We start from the raw sequence: 17,344 nt of genomic DNA on the forward strand, positions 1-17,344 counted from the left end.
GGACGCCTACGGGTACGAGTGCACCCCGAACAGCGGCCCCGAGCAGCGGCCCCGGGAACGCCACAGCGCCCGTCATCCCTGGTCGGGGACATGACGGGCGCTGTGTCGGGAGTTCCGTACGCCGTTGTACGGACCGTATGAGGGGTCCCGCCCTTCGCGGGGCGGGGGTACTGCGGGTGCTACACGGTCAGCGAGCGGTCCGTCGGCTTGACCGGGTACGGGAGCGCGCTGGTTCCGGTCAGGAAGCGGTCCACGCCGCGGGCGGCCGAGCGGCCCTCCGCGATGGCCCAGACGATGAGCGACTGGCCGCGGCCCGCGTCGCCGGCGACGAAGACGCCGTCGACGTTGGTCGCGTAGGAGGCGTCGCGCTCGATGTTGCCGCGGGCGTCCAGGTCCAGGCCGAACTGGTCGACCAGACCGTTGGCCTGGTCCGTGCCCGTGAAGCCCATCGCCAGGGTGACCAGCTGCGCCGGGAGGACGCGCTCGGTGCCGGGCTTCTGGACGAGCTTGCCGTCGACGAACTCGACCTCGACCAGGTGCAGGGCCTTGACGTTGCCGTCCTCGTCGCCCTCGAAGTGGGTGGTGGAGACGGAGTAGACCCGCTCGCCGCCCTCCTCGTGCGCCGAGGTGACCTTGTAGAGCATGGGGAAGGTCGGCCAGGGCTGGTTGGCGCTGCGGTCCTCGCCCGGCTTCGGCATGATCTCCAGCTGCGTGACCGAGGCCGCGCCCTGGCGGTGGGCGGTGCCCACGCAGTCCGCGCCGGTGTCGCCGCCGCCGATGACGACGACGTGCTTGCCCTCGGCGGTGATGGGGGGCGCCATGAAGTCGCCCTCCTGCACCTTGTTCGCGAGCGGCAGGTACTCCATCGCGAAGTGGATGCCGTTCAGCTCGCGGCCCGGGACCGGGAGGTCGCGGGAGACCGTGGCGCCCGCCGCGATGACCACCGCGTCGAACCGCTTGCGCAGGTCGGTGGCGGTGATGTCGCGGCCGACCTCGATGCCGGTACGGAACTTGGTGCCCTCCGCGCGCATCTGCTCGATGCGGCGGTTGATGTGCACCTTCTCCATCTTGAACTCGGGGATGCCGTAGCGCAGCAGGCCGCCGACGCGGTCGGCGCGCTCGTACACCACCACGGTGTGGCCGGCCCGGGTCAGCTGCTGGGCCGCGGCGAGACCCGCCGGGCCGGAGCCGATGACGGCGGCCGTCTTGCCGGAAAGGCGCTCCGGCGGCTGCGGGGTGACGTTGCCGTTGTCCCAGGCCTTGTCGATGATCGAGACTTCGACGTTCTTGATCGTGACGGCCGGCTGGTTGATGCCGAGGACGCACGCCGACTCACACGGGGCCGGGCACAGGCGCCCCGTGAACTCCGGGAAGTTGTTCGTGGCGTGCAGGCGCTCGCTCGCCGCCGACCAGTCGTCGCGGTACGCGAAGTCGTTCCACTCGGGGATCAGGTTCCCGAGCGGGCACCCGTTGTGGCAGAACGGGATGCCGCAGTCCATGCAGCGGCCGGCCTGCTTGCTGATGATCGGGAGCAGCGAGCCCGGAACGTAGACCTCGTTCCAGTCCTTCAGCCGGTCGGCGACAGGACGGGTACAGGCGGTCTCGCGCTGGGTGGTGAGGAAGCCCTTCGGGTCAGCCATGGGTCGCCGCCTCCATCATCTTCTCCGTGGTCTCGGATTCCGAGAGTCCGGCGAGCTCAGCGGCGTCCTTGGCGGCGAGCACTGCCTTGTACGTGGTCGGGATGATCTTGCTGAAGCGGTCCACCGCGACGGACCAGTCAGCCAGGAGCTTCGCGGCCACGGTCGAGCCGGTCTCCTCCTCGTGGCGGCGCACCACATCGTGCAGCCACTGCTTGTCGGTGTCGGACGGGGCCTCGACGGCGCCCGCGTTGCCGACGTTGACGTTGTTCGGGTCGAGGTCGATGACGTACGCGACGCCGCCCGACATGCCGGCCGCGAAGTTGCGGCCCGTCTCGCCGAGGACGACCGCGGTGCCGCCGGTCATGTACTCGCAGCCGTGGTCGCCCACGCCTTCCGAGACGACCAGGGCGCCGGAGTTGCGGACGCAGAAGCGCTCGCCGGTGCGGCCGCGCAGGAACATCTCGCCGCCGGTGGCTCCATAGCCGATGGTGTTGCCGGCGATGGTGGAGTACTCGGCGAGGTGGTCGGCGCCGCGGTCCGGGCGGACCACGATCCGGCCGCCGGAGAGGCCCTTGCCGACGTAGTCGTTGGCGTCGCCCTCCAGGCGGAGGGTGATGCCCTTCGGCACGAAGGCGCCGAAGGACTGGCCGGCCGAACCGGTGAAGGTCAGGTCGATCGTGTTGTCGGGCAGGCCCGCGCCACCGAACTTCTTGGTGACGTGGTGGCCGAGCATGGTGCCGACGGTCCGGTTGATGTTGCGGATCGCGACCTGGGCGCGGACCGGCTGGGCCGTCTCCGCGGAGTCCGCGTTCAGCGCGTCGGCGGCGAGCTCGACGAGCTCGTTGTCGAGCGCCTTCTCCAGACCGTGGTCCTGCTCGATCAGGGCGTGGCGCACCGCGCCCTCGGGCAGCTCCGGCACGTAGAAGAGCGGCTCCAGGTCGAGGCCCTGTGCCTTCCAGTGCGTGACGGCCTTCGTCGTGTCGAGGAGCTCGGCGTGACCGACGGCCTCCTCGATCGTGCGGAAGCCCAGCTCGGCGAGGAGCTCGCGCACCTCCTCCGCGATGAACTCGAAGAAGTTGACGACGAACTCGGGCTTGCCCGAGAAGCGCTCGCGCAGGACCGGGTTCTGCGTGGCGATGCCGACCGGGCAGGTGTCCAGGTGGCAGACGCGCATCATGACGCAGCCGGAGACGACGAGCGGCGCGGTCGCGAAACCGAACTCCTCGGCGCCGAGCAGCGCGGCGATGACCACGTCGCGGCCGGTCTTGAGCTGGCCGTCCGTCTGGACGACGATCCGGTCGCGCAGCCCGTTGAGCAGCAGGGTCTGCTGGGTCTCGGCGAGGCCGAGCTCCCAGGGACCGCCCGCGTGCTTGAGCGAGGTGAGCGGGGAGGCTCCCGTACCGCCGTCGTGGCCGGAGATGAGGACGACGTCCGCGTGGGCCTTGGAGACACCCGCGGCGACCGTGCCCACGCCGACCTCGGAGACCAGCTTCACGTGGATGCGGGCGACCGGGTTGGCGTTCTTGAGGTCGTGGATCAGCTGAGCCAGGTCCTCGATGGAGTAGATGTCGTGGTGCGGCGGCGGGGAGATCAGGCCGACGCCCGGGGTGGAGTGCCGGGTCTTGGCGACCCACGGGTAGACCTTGTGGCCGGGCAGCTGCCCACCCTCGCCGGGCTTGGCACCCTGCGCCATCTTGATCTGGATGTCGTCCGCGTTGACCAGGTACTCGGAGGTGACGCCGAAGCGGCCGGAGGCGACCTGCTTGATCGACGAACGCCGCGCCGGGTCGTAGAGACGGTCCGGGTCCTCGCCGCCCTCACCGGTGTTGGACTTGGCGCCCAGCTGGTTCATGGCGATGGCGAGGGTCTCGTGCGCCTCCTTGGAGATGGAGCCGTACGACATGGCGCCGGTGGAGAAGCGCTTGACGATGTCGGAGACCGGCTCGACCTCGTCGATGGAGATCGACGGGCGGTCGCTCTTGAAGCCGAAGAGGCCGCGGAGCGTCATGAGGCGCTCGGACTGCTCGTTCACGCGGTCCGTGTACTGCCGGAAGATGTCGTACCGGCGGTTGCGGGTGGCGTGCTGGAGGCGGAACACCGTCTCCGGGTCGAACAGGTGCGGCTCGCCCTCGCGGCGCCACTGGTACTCGCCGCCGATCTCCAGCGCGCGGTGCGTGGCCGCGATGCCGGAGACGGGGTACGCCTTGGCGTGGCGCGCGGCCACCTCCTTGGCGATGACGTCCAGGCCGGCGCCGCCGATCTTCGTGGCGGTGCCCGCGAAGTAGGTGCCGACGAAGTCCTCGTTCAGGCCGACGGCCTCGAAGACCTGGGCGCCGCGGTAGGAGGCGACGGTGGAGATGCCCATCTTCGACATGACCTTCAGGACGCCCTTGCCGAGCGCGTAGATCAGGTTCTTGATGGCCTGCTCCGGCTCCAGGCCGGTCAGGAAGGTACCGGCGCGCAGGAGGTCCTCGACGGACTCCATGGCGAGGTACGGGTTGACCGCGGCGGCGCCGTAGCCGATGAGGAGCGCGACGTGGTGGACCTCGCGGACGTCACCGGCCTCGACCAGCAGACCCACCTGGGTGCGCTGCTTGGTGGCGATGAGGTGGTGGTGCACGGCGGAGGTGAGCAGCAGCGACGGGATCGGCGCGTGCTCGGCGTCCGAGTGGCGGTCCGACAGGACGATCAGGTGCGCGCCGTTCGCGATGGCCGCGTCGACCTCGCCGCGGATCTCCTCGATCCGCGCGGCGAGCGCCTCGCCGCCGCCGGAGACCCGGTAGAGGCCGGAGAGCGTGGCGGCCTTCATGCCCGGCATGTCGCCGTCGGCGTTGATGTGGATGAGCTTGGCCAGCTCGTCGTTGTCGATCACCGGGAAGGGCAGGGTGACGCTGCGGCAGGACGCGGCGGTCGACTCCAGCAGGTTGCCCTGCGGGCCGAGCGAGGACAGCAGCGAGGTGACGAGCTCCTCGCGGATGGCGTCCAGCGGCGGGTTGGTGACCTGCGCGAAGAGCTGGGTGAAGTAGTCGAAGAGCAGCCGGGGGCGCTCGGACAGGGCCGCGATCGGGGAGTCCGTACCCATGGAGCCCAGCGGCTCGCCGGCGGTACGGGCCATCGGCGCGAGGATGACGCGCAGCTCTTCCTCGGTGTAGCCGAAGGTCTGCTGGCGGCGGGTGACCGAGGCGTGGGTGTGCACGATGTGCTCGCGCTCGGGCAGGTCCGAGAGCTCGATCTCGCCGGTCTCCAGCCACTCCGCGTACGGGGCGGCGGCGGCCAGCTCGTTCTTGATCTCGTCGTCCTCGATGATCCGCTTCTGGGCGGTGTCGACGAGGAACATCTTGCCGGGCTGCAGGCGGCCCTTGCGGACGACCTTCGCCGGGTCGATGTCGAGCACGCCGACCTCGGAGCCGAGGACGACGAGGCCGTCGTCGGTGACCCAGTAGCGGCCGGGGCGCAGACCGTTGCGGTCGAGGACCGCGCCGACCTGGGTGCCGTCGGTGAAGGTGACGCAGGCCGGGCCGTCCCAGGGCTCCATCTGGGTGGAGTGGTACTTGTAGAACGCGCGGCGGGCCGGGTCCATGGAGGTGTGGTTCTCCCACGCCTCCGGGATCATCATCAGCACGCTGTGCGGGAGCGACCGGCCGCCGAGGTGGAGCAGCTCCAGGACCTCGTCGAAGGAGGCCGAGTCGGAGGCGTCCGGGGTGCAGATCGGGAAGATCCGGTCCAGCACGCCGTCGCCGAAGGCCTCGGAGGCCAGCTGGGACTCGCGGGCCTTCATCCAGTTCCGGTTGCCCTTGACCGTGTTGATCTCGCCGTTGTGCGCGACGAAGCGGTACGGGTGGGCGAGCGGCCAGGACGGGAAGGTGTTCGTGGAGAACCGCGAGTGGACCAGGGCGAGCGTCGAGGCGAAGCGACGGTCGGAGAGGTCGGGGAAGAAGGGCTCCAGCTGGCCGGTGGTCAGCATGCCCTTGTAGACGATGGTGCGGGCGGAGAGCGACGGGAAGTAGACCCCGGCCTCGCGCTCGGCGCGCTTGCGCAGCACGAAGGCCTTGCGGTCCAGCTCGATGCCGGTGCTTCCGTTGCTCACGAAGAGCTGGGAGAAGGCCGGCATGGTGGCGCGGGCGCCGTTGCCGAGCAGGTCCGGGGTGACCGGGACCTCGCGCCAGCCGAGGACCGTGAGGTTCTCCTGGGCGGCGATGGCCTCGATCTGCTCCACGGCGACGGCCTGTGCGGTGCCGTCGGCGGGGAGGAAGGCGATGCCGACGGCGTAGGCGCCGGCCTCGGGGAGCTCGAAGCCGGCCACCTCGCGCAGGAACGCGTCCGGGACCTGGCTGAGGATTCCGGCGCCGTCGCCCGAGTCCGGCTCGGAGCCGGTCGCGCCGCGGTGCTCGAGGTTCCGCAATACGGTCAGGGCCTGCTCAACGAGGGTGTGGGTGGCCTCGCCGGTGAGGTTCGCCACGAATCCGACGCCACAGGCGTCCTTCTCGTTGCGCGGGTCGTACATGCCCTGCTGGGCGGGGCGACCGTCCATGGGCGACCAGGCGGTGGTGCTGAGGCCGGTCGCGGAGTGCGTGGATGCGGAACGCATCGGCTCTCCCGTCGTCGTCGTGGCATATGTGCATAGCCGAGGGACGACGTTGGCCCTCTGCGAAATTTCGTGCAGATTACATGATGACGACAATCCCGAGAAGCGGATATGCCATTCCAGCATGCGGACACTGCACGAGGCAGGAAGAGGGGACTTTCGCGGCGTTCTACGGGCGTTCTACGGAGGCAGACCGGCGTAGCACGAGGCGGAGGTCCCGGGTGCAGGGCGGGCATCGTTGCCCGGAGCCCTGGTCTGATGCCCGGCGGACACGGGATCGAAACCGCCGGGTAACGGACTAATTATGTGGTGCACTGCATAGTGTCTCACTCCGAGGCCGGTCAGCCTATGGATCCGCCGATCCAGGTTCCCAGGATGTACGTCACACCGGCGGCCGCGCCACCCAGGACGAGCTGGCGCACGCCGCTGTACCACCAGGACCGGGCGGTGACCCGGGAGACCACCGCGCCGCAGGCGAAGAGGCCGACCAGCGCGAGCAGCACCGCGGGCCACAGGGACGTGGCACCGAGCAGGTACGGCAGTACGGGGAGCAGCGCGCCCAGCGCGAAGGAGCCGAAGGAAGAGACCGCGGCCACGAGCGGCGAGGGCAGGTCGTCGGGGTCGATCCCGAGCTCCTCGCGGGCGTGGATCTCCAGCGCCTGCTCGGGGTCGCGGGACAGCTGCATGGCGACCTCGCGGGCGAGCATGGGCTCGACCCCGCGGGAGACGTAGAGCTCGGCCAGCTCCTCCATCTCGTCGACCGGGTGCTTGCGCAGCTGCTGCCGCTCCACGTCCAGTTCCGCGAGGACCAGCTCGCGCTGCGAGGCGACGGAGGTGTACTCGCCGGCCGCCATCGAGAAGGCGCCGGCCGCGAGGCCCGCAAGTCCGGTGATGACGACGGTCTGCGGGGCGACGGCGCCGCCGGCCACGCCGGTCATGAGGGCGAGGTTGGAGACGAGGCCGTCCATGGCACCGAAGACGGCCGGGCGCAGCCATCCGCCGTTGACGTCGCGGTGGGTGTGGTTGTCCCGGTGCGCGGTGTGCAGCGGTGCTTCGATGTCGATGATGGACATGCCGAGATATCTCCCCATTTGTGCGAACGGGTGCCGCGAGACACCCCGCTCCCCCTGAACACCTCGAAAGTACGCACGATTTCTGTCGCCCGCCAGCAAGGAAGGCCGTACTTACCTGCGGTTTTGCGGGTCGGCGACCGGGTGACGGCGGGGTTCGCGGGGTGTTTCGCGACGAGCGACAAACCACATGCCGTGGCACAAATCCCCCAAGGGCTCATGATGAGCCCCATCCAATGTGGGAGAGGCGCGCCATGGAGCCGGTGAAGCTGATTGCATGCAATCCGCAGGTCCTCCTCGAACGGGCCAGGGGCGCTCTTCTCGGGCTCGCGGTGGGCGACGCGCTGGGCGCCCCCGCGGAGAACATGAAGCCGTCGGAGATCCGGGCGAAATGGGGCCGCATCGAGGGCTTCGTGTCGGAGGACCCGGCGGGCACGGACGACACCGAGTACGCGATCTTCTCCGGACTGCTGCTGGCCCGCCACGGCTCGGCCCTCACCGTCTCCCACGTGGAGCGCGCCTGGCACCACTGGATCGCGGACCTCGACGAAGGCCCGTTCCGCGGCGCCGGGTTCTCGGAGCGCGGCACCCTCGAAAACCTCCGACGGGGCCTGGCCGCCCCCATCTCCGCCCAGCACCGGCACGCGTGGTCGGACGGTCTCGCCATGCGGGCGGCGCCGTTCGGCGTCTTCGCGGCCGGCCGGCCCGCCGAAGCGGCCCGGCTGGTCGCCATCGACGGCACGGTCAGCCACGACGGCGAGGGCATCTACGGCGGCCAGGCAGTGGCGGCGGGCGTGGCCGCGGCGATGGCCGGCGGCAGCCCGGCGTCCGTGGTCTCCGCGGCCCTCTCCGTCATCCCGTCCGACTCCTGGACGGCCCGCTCCCTGCGCCGGGCGGTCACCGCCGCCCCGCGCGGGGAACGGGCGGTGCGCTCGGCGGTGGTCATCGGCGGCTACCCGTGGACGGACCTGGCCCCCGAGGCCGTCGGCCTCGCCTTCGGCGCCTTCGCCGCGTGCCGGGGCGACTTCCCCTCCTCGGTCCTGACCGCGGTCAACATGGGCCGCGACGCGGACACCACGGCGGCGGTGGCGGGCGCGCTGTCCGGTGCGATGTCGGGCGCCGCCGCGATCCCCGCCGCCTGGTCCTCGGCCATCGGCCCGGTCCGCGGCAGCTGCCTCCCCTCGATGCGGGGCTACCACGTCCTCGACATCGCGGACCTCCTCACCCCCGAATACGAGGCCCCCCGATGACCCCGCAGCCACCCGGACCCCGGCCCGACGCAACACCGAGCCCGACGCAACGCACTCCGGATCCAGAACCACGCACAGCACCCGACGGCACCTGGGACCGGGGGGCCGGGGGGCTGCCCCCGGATTCGGGAACGGGCGGGGTGGGAGGAGTCTCCGCCCACGCCGGCGGCCCGCACCCGGATCACCGCACATCCGCGGCCGGAGCCGGGGTCCGGACCCTCGCCGGAGGCGAATTCGGAGCCCTGGCCGGGGCCCTGGCCGTGGCCGGGGGCCGGCCCCTGGTCGAGGCGGCGCGCGGTTGGGCCGGTGATGTGGCCTTCGGGGTGCTCGGCCCGGGGCCGGGCCTCCGTATCGCCGGGGTCCGGATCGTCGAGCGGCCCGCCCCGCCGACGGCCTCCGCACCCGCCGAGCCGCCCGCAGGGCCCCGGCGGATCGAGGGCCTCCTCCTCGGGCTCGCCGCAGGCGACGCGGCCGGGTGGCCCGCCGCCCGCCACCGCGCCAGCCGGATGCCCGAATGGACCCGCCGTCTCACCCGCGAGCTCGACACCTTCGCCGAGCAGAACGCCACCACCACCCTCCCCGTCCCCATCGCCCTCAACCAGCCCCCCGAGCCCCTGCGCCTCGGCCCGTCCGACGACGCCGAGTGGGCCGCGTTCGTCGCCGAGTCCGTGCTCACCGCCGCCGGCGTCCTGCTCAGCGACCTCTCCCGGTCCCGCCGCATGCGCGCCGCCATCGACCTCGCGTGGAACGCCCTGGCCTCCGAGGTCGCCGCGGCGGCGGAACGCGCGCCCGAGGTCGAGTCCGCCGTCCTCCCCCTCCGCGCCCGGATCTCCGTCCGCGCGGGCCTCGGCAACCTCGCCACCGGCCTGCGCCCGCCCGCCACCGGCCACGACAACCCGCACTACTTCGACGACGCCGCCTGCATCCGCGCCTGCGTGCTCGCCGTCGTCCATCCGGGCGACGCCGGGGCCGCCGCCGACCTCGCCGAGTTCGACGCCCGCTACACCCAGGACGGCGACGGCGTCCACGGCGCCCGCGCCATGGCCGCGGCCATCGCCGCCGCCCTCGCCACCGCGGACGTCGACGCCGCCGTGGAGGCCGCCCTCGCCCAGCTCCCCGAGGCCACCGAGATCGGCCGCAACGCCCGCCACGCCGTGGACCTCGCCCGTACCCGCACGGACGGCGGCGGCGCCTTCGCCATCGTGCCCATCCTCGAACACGAGATCGTGGACCACGTCTACAGCTACGGGATCGCCGCCGCCGAGACCGTCCCCGTGGCCCTCGCCCTCGCGACCGCCGCCCGCGGCAGGGTGACCGAGGCCGTCCCGGCGGCCGCCTGCCTGTCCCGCGTCGCGGACTCCGCCCCCGCCCTCGCCGGCGCGCTCACCGGCGTGCTCGGCGGCGGCGATTCGATCCCCGCCGCCTGGCGCGAGGCCTGCCGCACCCTGTCCGGCTGCGCCCTCCCCCGCCTCGCCGGCACCGACCTCGTGGAACTCGCCGCGCTCCTGGCGCGTACGGAACTCACCTCACCCAAACCTCAGGGGATGATTCGGACATGACGCTCACGTTGGAGGACCGGGCCTGCGGCGCTCTCGTCGGGGCCGCCGTCGGTGACGCGCTCGGCGGCCCGGTGGAGGGCTGGACCCCGGACCAGATCGTGGAACGGCACGGCGGCCGCGTGCACGGCATCGTCGGCCCGTGGCACGAGAACTGGCGCACGGCCCGCCCCATCGCCCCGTACCACAAGGGCGACGGGCACGTCACGGACGACACCTTGATGACGCACGCGCTGGTCCGCGTGTACGAGGCCGTACGGGACCACCTCGACTCCCACGCGATCGCCGAGCACCTGGTCCCCGACCTCATGAACAACCCCCGCTGGATCCCCGAACTGGAGGCCGAGGCCCTGCCGTTGCAGCGGATCTTCCTCGCCGAGAAGTGGATCGTGACCCGGCTGCACTACGCGCACGTCGACCCCCGCGAGGCCGGCAGCGGAAACATCGTCAACTGCGGGGCCGCGATGTACATGGCGCCGGTGGGCCTCGCCAACGCGGGCAACCCGGCGGGCGCGTACGCCGAGGCGCTCGACATCGCCGGCGCCCACCAGTCCTCGTACGGGCGGGAGGCGGCGGGCGTGTTCGCGGCGGCGGTGGCCGCCGCGTGCGTGCCCGGGGCGACGGCCGCCTCGGTGGTGGACACGGCCCTGTCCCTGGCCAAGGACGGCACGCGCGCCGCGATCTCCGCCGTACGTGAAGTGGCCTCCGGCCACCGGGACTTCGAGTCGGCGCTGGCCCCGCTGCGGGCGGCGGTGGCCCCGTACGACTCGGTCGGCCCGGACTACCGCACCCCCTCGCTCGACGCCCGCCGCCCCTCCCGGCTGCACTCCATCGAGGAACTCCCGGTCGCGCTGGGGATGCTGCTGGTCGCGGACGGCGCGTACGAGGCCTCGGTGCTCGGCGCGGTCAACTACGGCCGGGACTGCGACTCCATCGCCACCATGGCGGGGGCGATCGCCGGGGCCCTGGGCGGCGAGGCCGTGGTCCCGGCCGTCTGGGCCAAGCAGGTCGCCGAGGCCAGCCGCCTCGACCTGCACGCCCCGGCGCTGGCGATGGCCGCCGTGGCCCGGGAGGTCTTCGCCCTCGACCGGGCCCGCCGCCGGAACCACGAGTCGGCCTTCACCGCGATCTCGGCCCCGCGATGACGGCGCCCGCGGCCTGCGCCCCGGACTCCGTCCGGCTCACATGGGCCCAGCCCGAGGACCTCGTCGGGCACGAGCTGCGCCAGGCGGCCGAGGACGGCCGGAACCCGGAGCCCGCCCGGCGCACCTGGCTGGCGGCGGGCGGCGGCCCGGCCCCGGACCGCGACGGCGCCTCCCCGACCCCGGCGGCCCCGGAGCTCCGCGCCCTCGCGGTCGGCCTGCTGGACGAACTCGCCGCGCAGACGTCCCCGCTGGCCGCCGCCGAACCGCAGCCCTGGAAGGCCATCGTCGCAGCCTGCCCGGACTGGCCCCCACCCCCGGCCCCCGCCGCAGAGCAGCACCCCGTCGACCCGGCAGGGCCGGACCGGGCCCCGACCGGACACGAACCGTCCCCGCACCCCGCAGCCCCGGCAACGACGCACGACCCCGCCCGGACCGGACACGACGCGCAGCGCCGGCCGCGGGCCACCGGGCAGGACCGCGACCCCGGCGGACCCACCCCGCACTCCCCCGGCAGCCCGGCCGCGCAGGACCCGGACCCCGCCGGACACCGGTCGGCCTCCCGCCCCGGCGCCGCGGCCGCGCAGCACCGGGAACCCGGCGGCCACGGGCTGTCCGTGCACCCCGCCACCCCGGCCGGACACGACCCGCGGACCCGGCCGGAAGCCGCCCGGCAGGACCGTCCCGACGCGGACGCCCCGGCCGGGCAGGACCTGCGGACCCGGCTGGAAGCCGCCTGGCTCGGCCGGGCCGTCGGCTGCCTGCTCGGCAAACCCGTCGAGAAGCTCCCCCTGGAGGGGATCCGGGCGCTGGCCCGCGCCACCGGCAACTGGCCGCTGAACGACTGGTTCAGCGCACGCGGGGTACCGCCGGAGGTGCTGGCCGCGCACCCCTGGAACCGCCGCTCCGCCCCCACCTCGCTCGCCGAGAACATCGACGGCATGCCCGAGGACGACGACCTCAACTACCCGCTGCTCGGCCTGCTCCTGCTCCAGCGGCACGGCAAGGGCTTCACCACCGCCGACGTCGCCCGCCTCTGGCTCGACGAACTGCCCGCCGGGCGGACCTTCACCGCCGAGCGCATCGCGTACCGCAACCTCCTGCTCGGGCTGGAGCCGCCCGCCACCGCCACCCACCACAACCCCTTCCGCGAATGGATCGGCGCCCTCATCCGCGCCGACGTCCACGGCTGGACCAACCCGGGCGACCCGGCCGCCGCCGCGGCCCAGGCGTACCGGGACGCCGTCCTGACCCACACCGGCAACGGCGTCTACGCCGCCCTCTTCATCGCGGCCGCCACCGCCGAGGCCGCCACCGGCCGGGCGGACGTCCACACCGCGCTCCGGGCCGGGCTGGCCGTCGTACCGCCCCGCTCCCGCCTCGCCGAGGCCGTCCGCCTCGGGATCCGGGCCGCCTCGGACGAGGCGGACTTCGACCTCGTCGTCGACCGGCTGCACGCACGCTTCGGGCACTACCACTGGGTCCACGCCATCCCCAACACCGCCCTGATCGCGGCCGCCCTCACCCACGCCGACGGGGACTTCACCCGCTCCGTCTGCCGCGCCGTGTCCGGCGGCTGGGACACCGACTCCAACGGGGCCACCGCCGGCGCCCTCGCCGCACTGGTCGCGGGCTCCCCCGGCGCCCTCCCGCACCGCTGGACCGCTCCCCTCAAGAACCGCCTCGCCACCACCGTGCCCGGCTTCGACGGCATCGGCTTCGACACCCTCGCCCACCTCACCGCACAGGAGGCAGCACGCTCATGACGGCAATCGCCGTGCTCGGCAGTACGAACATGGACCTCGTCGCCTACGTCCCCAAGGCCCCCCGCCTCGGGGAGACCGTCACCGGACGGGCCTTCCGCACGGTCCCCGGCGGCAAGGGCGCCAACCAGGCCGTCGCCGCCGCGCGCTCCGGCGGGGAGGTGGTGATGATCGGGGCGGTCGGGACCGACGAGTTCGGCGTACGGCTGCGCTCCGCGCTCACCGCAGACGGGATCGACACCGCGGCCCTGCGCACCGTCGAGGGAGCCAGCGGCACCGCCCACATCACCGTGGACGACGAGGGCGGCAACAGCATCATCGTCATCCCCGGCGCCAACGCCCGCGTCACCGTCCTGGAGGCGGGGGACGACACCCGGATCGCGGCCGCCGACTCCCTCCTCCTCCAGCTCGAACTCCCCCTCACCGCCGTCCTCGCCGGCGCCCTCGCCGCCCGCGCGCACGGCGTCCGTACGGTCCTCACCCCGGCCCCGGCCCAGCCGCTGCCCCCCGAACTCCTCGCCGCCACCGACCTCCTGGTGCCGAACGAGCACGAGGCGGCCGCCCTCACCGGCCTCACCGACCCCGGCCAGGCCGCCGAGGCCCTGCTGAACGACGTGCCCGAGGTGGTGATCACCCTCGGCGCGGCCGGAGTCCTGTACGCCGCCCGCGGCCGTGCGCCCCTCGCCGTGCCCGCGCCGCGGGTCCGGGCCGTGGACACCACGGCCGCCGGGGACACCTTCGTCGGCGCCCTCGCCGTGGCCCTGGGCGAGGGCCGGCCGATGCCCGACGCCCTGCGCTGGGCCGGGGCGGCGGCCGCCCTGTCCGTGCAGCGCCCCGGCGCCCAGGACTCGATGCCGACCCGCGCCGAAACCGACGCCTTCGCCGCGGCGCGGCCCGGGGCCGCCTCGTGACGACCACCGGGCCCCTGGAGGGGCTGCGCGTGCTCGACCTGGCCACCCTGTTCGCCGGGCCGCTCGCCGCCACCCTCCTCGGCGACTTCGGCGCCGAGGTCGTCAAGGTCGAGCACCCCGGCATCCCCGACCCCTCCCGCGGCCACGGCCCCGCCAAGGACGGGATCGGCCTGTGGTGGAAGCTGCTCGGCCGGAACAAGCGGACGATGACCCTCGATCTGTCCACCCCGGGCGGCCGGGACACCCTGCTGCGCCTGGCCGCGACCGCCGACGTGGTCATCGAGAACTTCCGCCCCGGCACGCTGGAGAAGTGGGGCCTCGGCTGGCCCGAGCTGTCCGCCGCCAACCCGCGCCTCGTCCTGGCCCGCGTGACGGCCTTCGGCCAGCAGGGCCCGTACGCCCACCGCCCGGGCTTCGGCACCCTGGCCGAGGCGATGAGCGGTTTCGCCGCGATCACCGGGGAACCGGACGGGCCGCCGACCCTGCCGCCCTTCGGGCTCGCCGACTCGATCGCCGCACTGACCACCGCGTACGCCGTGATGACGGCCCTGGCCGGGCGCGACCGCACCGGGCAGGGCCAGGTCGTGGACCTGGCCATCATCGAGCCGATGCTCACCGTGCTCGGCCCGCACCCGCTCTGGTACGACCAGCTCGGCTACGTCCAGCCCCGCACCGGCAACCGCTCCGCGAACAACGCCCCCCGCAACACCTACCGCAGCGCCGACGGCCGCTGGCTGGCCGTGTCCACCTCGGCGCAGTCCATCGCCGAGCGGGTCGTACGGCTGGTCGGCCGGCCGGAGCTGATCGCGGAGCCCTGGTTCGCGACCGGAGCCGGTCGGGCCCGGCACACGGACGTCCTGGACGAGGCGGTCGGCGGCTGGATCGCCCGGCACAAGGCCGAGGAGGTCACCGCCGCCTTCGAGGACGCCGAGGCGGCCGTCGCCCTGGTGTACGACATCCGGGACGTGATGGCCGACCCCCAGTTCGCCGCCCTCGACACGGTCACCGAGATCGAGGACCCGGAGCTGGGCCCGCTGCGGATGCAGAACATCCTCTTCCGGCTGTCCGGGACCCCCGGCGGGATCCGCTGGGCCGGCCGCGCGCACGGCGCGGACACCGACGAGGTCCTGACCGAGCTCGGGCTGACCCGGGCCGAGATCACCGAGCTGCGGACCGAGGGGGCCCTGTGATCCTGACCTGGCTGTACGCACCCGGCGACCGCCCCGCGGTGGTCGCTAAGGCCCTCGGCTGCGGGGCGGACGCCGTGATCGTCGACCTGGAGGACGCGGTACCGGTCTCCCGCAAGGAGTACGCCCGCGCCGCCACCGCCGAACTGCTCGGCGAGCGGCCCCCGGTCCCCGTGCACGTCCGCGTCAACGCCCTGGACTCCCCCTGGGGCGGCGCCGACCTCAACGCGCTCGGCGGGCTGCGCGGGCTCGCCGGGCTGCGGCTGCCCAAGATCAGCGCCCCGGAGCAGATCGGCGCGATCGCCGACCGCACCGGCGGGGTCGGCCTCCACGCCCTGCTGGAGTCGGCGCTGGGCGTGGAGCGCGCGTACGAGATCGCCCGCGCGCACCCCGCCCTGCGCGGGCTCTCCCTCGGCGAGGCGGACCTGCGGGCCGATCTGGCCGTCAGCGCGGAGACGGGGCTGGACTGGTGCCGGGCGCGGGTGGTGGTCGCGGCCCGCGCGGCGGGGCTGGCGCCCCCGACCCAGTCGGTGTTCCCGGACATCCGGGACCTGGAGGCGCTGGCCGTCTCGTGCGTCCGCGGCCGGTCCCTCGGCTTCCTCGGCCGGGCGGCGATCCATCCGCGCCAGCTGCCGGTGATCGAGCAGGCCTACGTTCCGGCACCGGAGGAGGTCACGGCCGCCGAGGAGGTCCTCAGCGCCGCCCGGGCAACCCCGGGCGCCCTGGCCCTGCCCGACGGCCGGTTCGTGGACCCGGCCGTCGTGGCGGCGGCCCACCGCACCCTGGCCCTGTCCCGGCGGATGGCTACGCGTTGAGTGCCGACCAGAGCCACTGGCCGCCGACCCGGACGTAGAGCCGCTTGTTGGCGGAGTCCACGGCCATGGTGCCGTCGAGCGGCGGGCGGGTGAAGGAGGCGTCGGTGACCGGGCCGGGCACCAGCCGCAGCGGCGGGTTCGGCGCGTTCTTGACCGGGATCGTGCCGGTGGCCTGGGCGCCGAGGGTGCCGTAGCTGTTCTCCACCCGGAAGTCCCCCGTGGAGGACTGCTCGTAGTAGATGTGGGTGCCGGTGGGCGCGGTGCCGTACAGCCCGACGACGTTGCGCAGCACGGCGGTGGAGCCGGGTCCCGAATACAGGGCCACGCCCGCGTTGACGGTGGCCCGGTCCCGGTTGGCGATGACCACGTTCTCCAGCGCGCTGGAGCTCGCCGCCCAGCTGATGATGTTCCGCGCGGTGGCCGGGGTACCGGCCGCGAAGTCGCCCGCGTAGCAGTAGATGTGGTTCGCGTAGACGTGCTTGCAGCCCGCGTCGGTCTTCAGGTGCGGGCCGCCCTGCATCCGGGAGGTCTCGAACTTGCAGTCCGTGAGGTAGACGCCGTTGGGGTTGTTGGTGGTGACCGCGCCCTGCCCGATCCACAGCGCGCCGGTGCCGAAGGCCTCCAGGCGGCAGCCGGTGAAGTGGATCTGGTTGATGTTGTCCTTGCTGTGGCCCCAGGCGCCCTCGGTGGCGGAGGAGGCGTTGCGCAGCCAGATGTTGGGCTGGGTGGTGCTGCCGGTGGTGCCGGTGCAGTCCTCGATGACCAGGTTGGTGAAGCGCGAGTCCCAGAACTCCACGGCGTCGATGCACATGTCGTTGTTCGACGACATGAAGACGTCACGGAAGGCGGAGTTGTTGTTGTAGTACAGCTCCACCAGCAGGCCGGTCTTGCGGTTGCCGTTGAATCCGAGGTTCTCCACGGCGCAGTGGCGGCGATGTGTGGCGCCGGTGGAGTAGGCCGCTCCCGTACCGGACATCCGCAGCAGGATGCCGTCGGCGCCCTTGACCAGGGTGGCGGCCTTGGCCCCGGCGCCGACGAGGCGGATGCCGTCGGCCTTGACGGCCAGGGCCGGGGCGCCGCCGGCGGGCTTGACCAGGTACTTTCCGACGGGGAAGTACACGGTGCCACCACCTGCGGCGGCTGCCGCGTCGAGTGCCCGCTGGACGGCGGCGGTGTCGTCGGCGGCTCCGTCGCCGACCGCGCCGTGGCCCTTCACGTCGAACCAGTCCGGCGTGCCCGAGCCCGTGGCCGCGCCCGCCGCAGTGGCCGGCGCGCCGCCGGATATCACCGCGGCTCCGGCCAGTCCGGCCACGGCTCCGGTCAGCAGGGCCCGGCGGGCGGTCTTCGGCGGCTGTTCGGTCATGATCTCCCCCTCGTGACGACGGTCATCGGAGATGATCATGTCAGTGGGCACCGACAGACGAA

11 protein-coding genes are annotated in these 17,344 nt (G+C 73.3%); 7 read left to right on the forward strand and 4 right to left on the reverse strand.

The features are described 5' to 3' along the window. Positions 1 to 179: 179 nt before the first annotated feature. From OG472_RS14165 to OG472_RS14175, 3 genes are all read right to left on the reverse strand, one after another. Positions 180 to 1,640, reverse strand: a complete 1,461-nt coding sequence (locus tag OG472_RS14165; RefSeq protein ID WP_401601131.1) for a glutamate synthase subunit beta — start codon at positions 1,638 to 1,640, stop codon at positions 180 to 182. After that, positions 1,633 to 6,171, reverse strand: a complete 4,539-nt coding sequence (gene gltB / locus OG472_RS14170; protein WP_405943177.1) for a glutamate synthase large subunit — start codon at positions 6,169 to 6,171, stop codon at positions 1,633 to 1,635. Before gltB ends, OG472_RS14165 begins: the two co-directional genes overlap by 8 nt. Positions 6,172 to 6,566: 395 nt before the next feature. Continuing rightward, positions 6,567 to 7,298, reverse strand: a complete 732-nt coding sequence (locus OG472_RS14175) for a VIT1/CCC1 transporter family protein (RefSeq protein WP_401601132.1) — start codon at positions 7,296 to 7,298, stop codon at positions 6,567 to 6,569. A 251-nt stretch (positions 7,299 to 7,549) separates the two neighbouring features. On the opposite strand from OG472_RS14175, the gene OG472_RS14180 reads away from it, so the two are divergent. The 7 genes from OG472_RS14180 to OG472_RS14210 all read left to right on the forward strand — a co-directional run bounded on the left by OG472_RS14180 (position 7,550) and on the right by OG472_RS14210 (position 15,919). Beyond that, the gene (locus OG472_RS14180) at positions 7,550 to 8,545 is read left to right on the forward strand and encodes an ADP-ribosylglycohydrolase family protein (protein ID WP_327413455.1); all 996 of its coding nucleotides are present in this window, start codon (positions 7,550 to 7,552) and stop codon (positions 8,543 to 8,545) included. A 365-nt stretch (positions 8,546 to 8,910) separates the two neighbouring features. After that, a complete protein-coding gene (locus OG472_RS14185) occupies positions 8,911 to 10,104 on the forward strand; it encodes an ADP-ribosylglycohydrolase family protein (protein WP_405943178.1) in 1,194 nt (397 codons plus the stop codon). Beyond that, the gene (locus OG472_RS14190; RefSeq protein WP_401601135.1) at positions 10,101 to 11,246 is read left to right on the forward strand and encodes an ADP-ribosylglycohydrolase family protein; all 1,146 of its coding nucleotides are present in this window, start codon (positions 10,101 to 10,103) and stop codon (positions 11,244 to 11,246) included. The genes OG472_RS14185 and OG472_RS14190 overlap by 4 nt, the downstream gene beginning before the upstream one ends. Next, the gene (locus tag OG472_RS14195; RefSeq protein ID WP_405941510.1) at positions 11,243 to 13,009 is read left to right on the forward strand and encodes an ADP-ribosylglycohydrolase family protein; all 1,767 of its coding nucleotides are present in this window, start codon (positions 11,243 to 11,245) and stop codon (positions 13,007 to 13,009) included. Before OG472_RS14190 ends, OG472_RS14195 begins: the two co-directional genes overlap by 4 nt. Further along, entirely contained in the window at positions 13,006 to 13,917 is a 912-nt protein-coding gene (rbsK, locus tag OG472_RS14200; protein WP_405941511.1) for a ribokinase, read from the forward strand. Before OG472_RS14195 ends, rbsK begins: the two co-directional genes overlap by 4 nt. Then, entirely contained in the window at positions 13,914 to 15,107 is a 1,194-nt protein-coding gene (locus OG472_RS14205) for a CaiB/BaiF CoA transferase family protein (RefSeq protein WP_405941512.1), read from the forward strand. Before rbsK ends, OG472_RS14205 begins: the two co-directional genes overlap by 4 nt. Continuing rightward, the gene (locus OG472_RS14210) at positions 15,104 to 15,919 is read left to right on the forward strand and encodes an HpcH/HpaI aldolase/citrate lyase family protein (RefSeq protein ID WP_401601146.1); all 816 of its coding nucleotides are present in this window, start codon (positions 15,104 to 15,106) and stop codon (positions 15,917 to 15,919) included. The genes OG472_RS14205 and OG472_RS14210 overlap by 4 nt, the downstream gene beginning before the upstream one ends. On the opposite strand, the gene OG472_RS14215 is transcribed toward OG472_RS14210, so the two are convergent. Beyond that, positions 15,909 to 17,321 carry a glycosyl hydrolase family 28-related protein gene (locus OG472_RS14215; RefSeq protein WP_405941513.1) on the reverse strand — a complete coding sequence of 471 codons (1,413 nt, stop codon included), beginning with the start codon at positions 17,319 to 17,321 and terminating at the stop codon, positions 15,909 to 15,911. The genes OG472_RS14210 and OG472_RS14215 overlap by 11 nt on opposite strands. Positions 17,322 to 17,344 lie beyond the last annotated feature (23 nt).

It is taken from the genome of Streptomyces sp. NBC_00207 (assembly GCF_045160965.1).
In the GTDB taxonomy this organism is placed as follows: domain Bacteria; phylum Actinomycetota; class Actinomycetes; order Streptomycetales; family Streptomycetaceae; genus Streptomyces.

Excerpts from the sequence above, each read along its gene's own strand:
- OG472_RS14165 (WP_401601131.1), bottom strand. The coding sequence starts at position 1,640 with ATGGCTGACCCGAAGGGCTTCCTCACCACCCAGCGCGAGACCGCCTGT.
- gltB (WP_405943177.1), bottom strand. The coding sequence starts at position 6,171 with ATGGACGGTCGCCCCGCCCAGCAGGGCATGTACGACCCGCGCAACGAG.
- OG472_RS14175 (WP_401601132.1), bottom strand. The coding sequence starts at position 7,298 with ATGTCCATCATCGACATCGAAGCACCGCTGCACACCGCGCACCGGGAC.
- OG472_RS14180 (WP_327413455.1), top strand. The coding sequence starts at position 7,550 with ATGGAGCCGGTGAAGCTGATTGCATGCAATCCGCAGGTCCTCCTCGAA.
- OG472_RS14190 (WP_401601135.1), top strand. The coding sequence starts at position 10,101 with ATGACGCTCACGTTGGAGGACCGGGCCTGCGGCGCTCTCGTCGGGGCC.
- OG472_RS14195 (WP_405941510.1), top strand. The coding sequence starts at position 11,243 with ATGACGGCGCCCGCGGCCTGCGCCCCGGACTCCGTCCGGCTCACATGG.
- rbsK (WP_405941511.1), top strand. The coding sequence starts at position 13,006 with ATGACGGCAATCGCCGTGCTCGGCAGTACGAACATGGACCTCGTCGCC.
- OG472_RS14215 (WP_405941513.1), bottom strand. The coding sequence starts at position 17,321 with ATGATCATCTCCGATGACCGTCGTCACGAGGGGGAGATCATGACCGAA.